General features: G+C 73.5%; 1 protein-coding gene. It reads left to right on the top strand.

Annotated elements, in window-relative coordinates; genetic code table 11:
- Positions 1-660: type VI secretion system baseplate subunit TssK (gene tssK, locus B8460_RS19005; RefSeq protein WP_048863195.1), on the top strand; the 660-nt coding region annotated here is incomplete at its 5' end.
- Between the last annotated feature and the right edge of the window lie 141 nt (positions 661-801).

The raw sequence follows: 801 nt of genomic DNA on the forward strand, positions 1-801 counted from the left end.
GCCGACCTCGCCGGCATGATCGACTTCGCCCTGTTGCAGTTGGTCAACGCGCACGAGCCGGCCTTTGCCTGGATGGCGGAGGGCGGCGATCTGCCGCCGGTGCTGCTGCACGCGGAGATGCTGCGTCTGGCGGGCGCGCTCGCGACCTTCTCGCGCACCGACCGGCGGCCGCCGCCGTTTCCGGCGTGGCGGCACGCCGTCCCGGCGGAGAGCCTGTCGGCCCTGCTCGCCGCGATCCGTACCGCGCTCGGCGGGCTGACGGTTGATACCGCGGTATCCCTGCCGCTCGAACAGCGGGGCAAGGGGATCTGGATCTCGCCCATCCGCGATCGGGCGCTGCTCGGTGGTGCCCGCTTCGTGCTGATGGTGTCGGCGGCACTCGACCCCGAGCGGATACGCGCGGGGTTTCCGAGCCAGGCGAAGATCGGGCCGGCCGAAGCGATCCAGGATCTGGTGAACCTGCAGCTCCCGGGAATCGGACTCCAGCCGCTGCCGGTGGCACCGCGCGAGCTGCCGTACCGGGCGGGCACGGTCTATCTCGAACTCGACCGCAGCGGCCCGCTCTGGCGTCAGCTCGCCCGCTCGCCCGCCTTCGTCATCCATGTAGGCGCCGACCTGCCGGAGCTGTCGCTGGAGTTCTGGGCCGTGCGGCAGGGCTGAGCCATGTCGGGCCGCGCCACGACCCTCCCCGAGTTCGACCGCGACGGCACGACCGAGGCCGACGAGGGCGACACCGCGCGGCTCGATCGCGGGCGCGCGGCGGGGGCGGACGGGCCGGAATTCCCCGCCCCGCCGCCCGCC

Source organism: Acidisphaera rubrifaciens HS-AP3 (assembly GCF_000964365.1).
GTDB classification, from domain to species: domain Bacteria; phylum Pseudomonadota; class Alphaproteobacteria; order Acetobacterales; family Acetobacteraceae; genus Acidisphaera; species Acidisphaera rubrifaciens.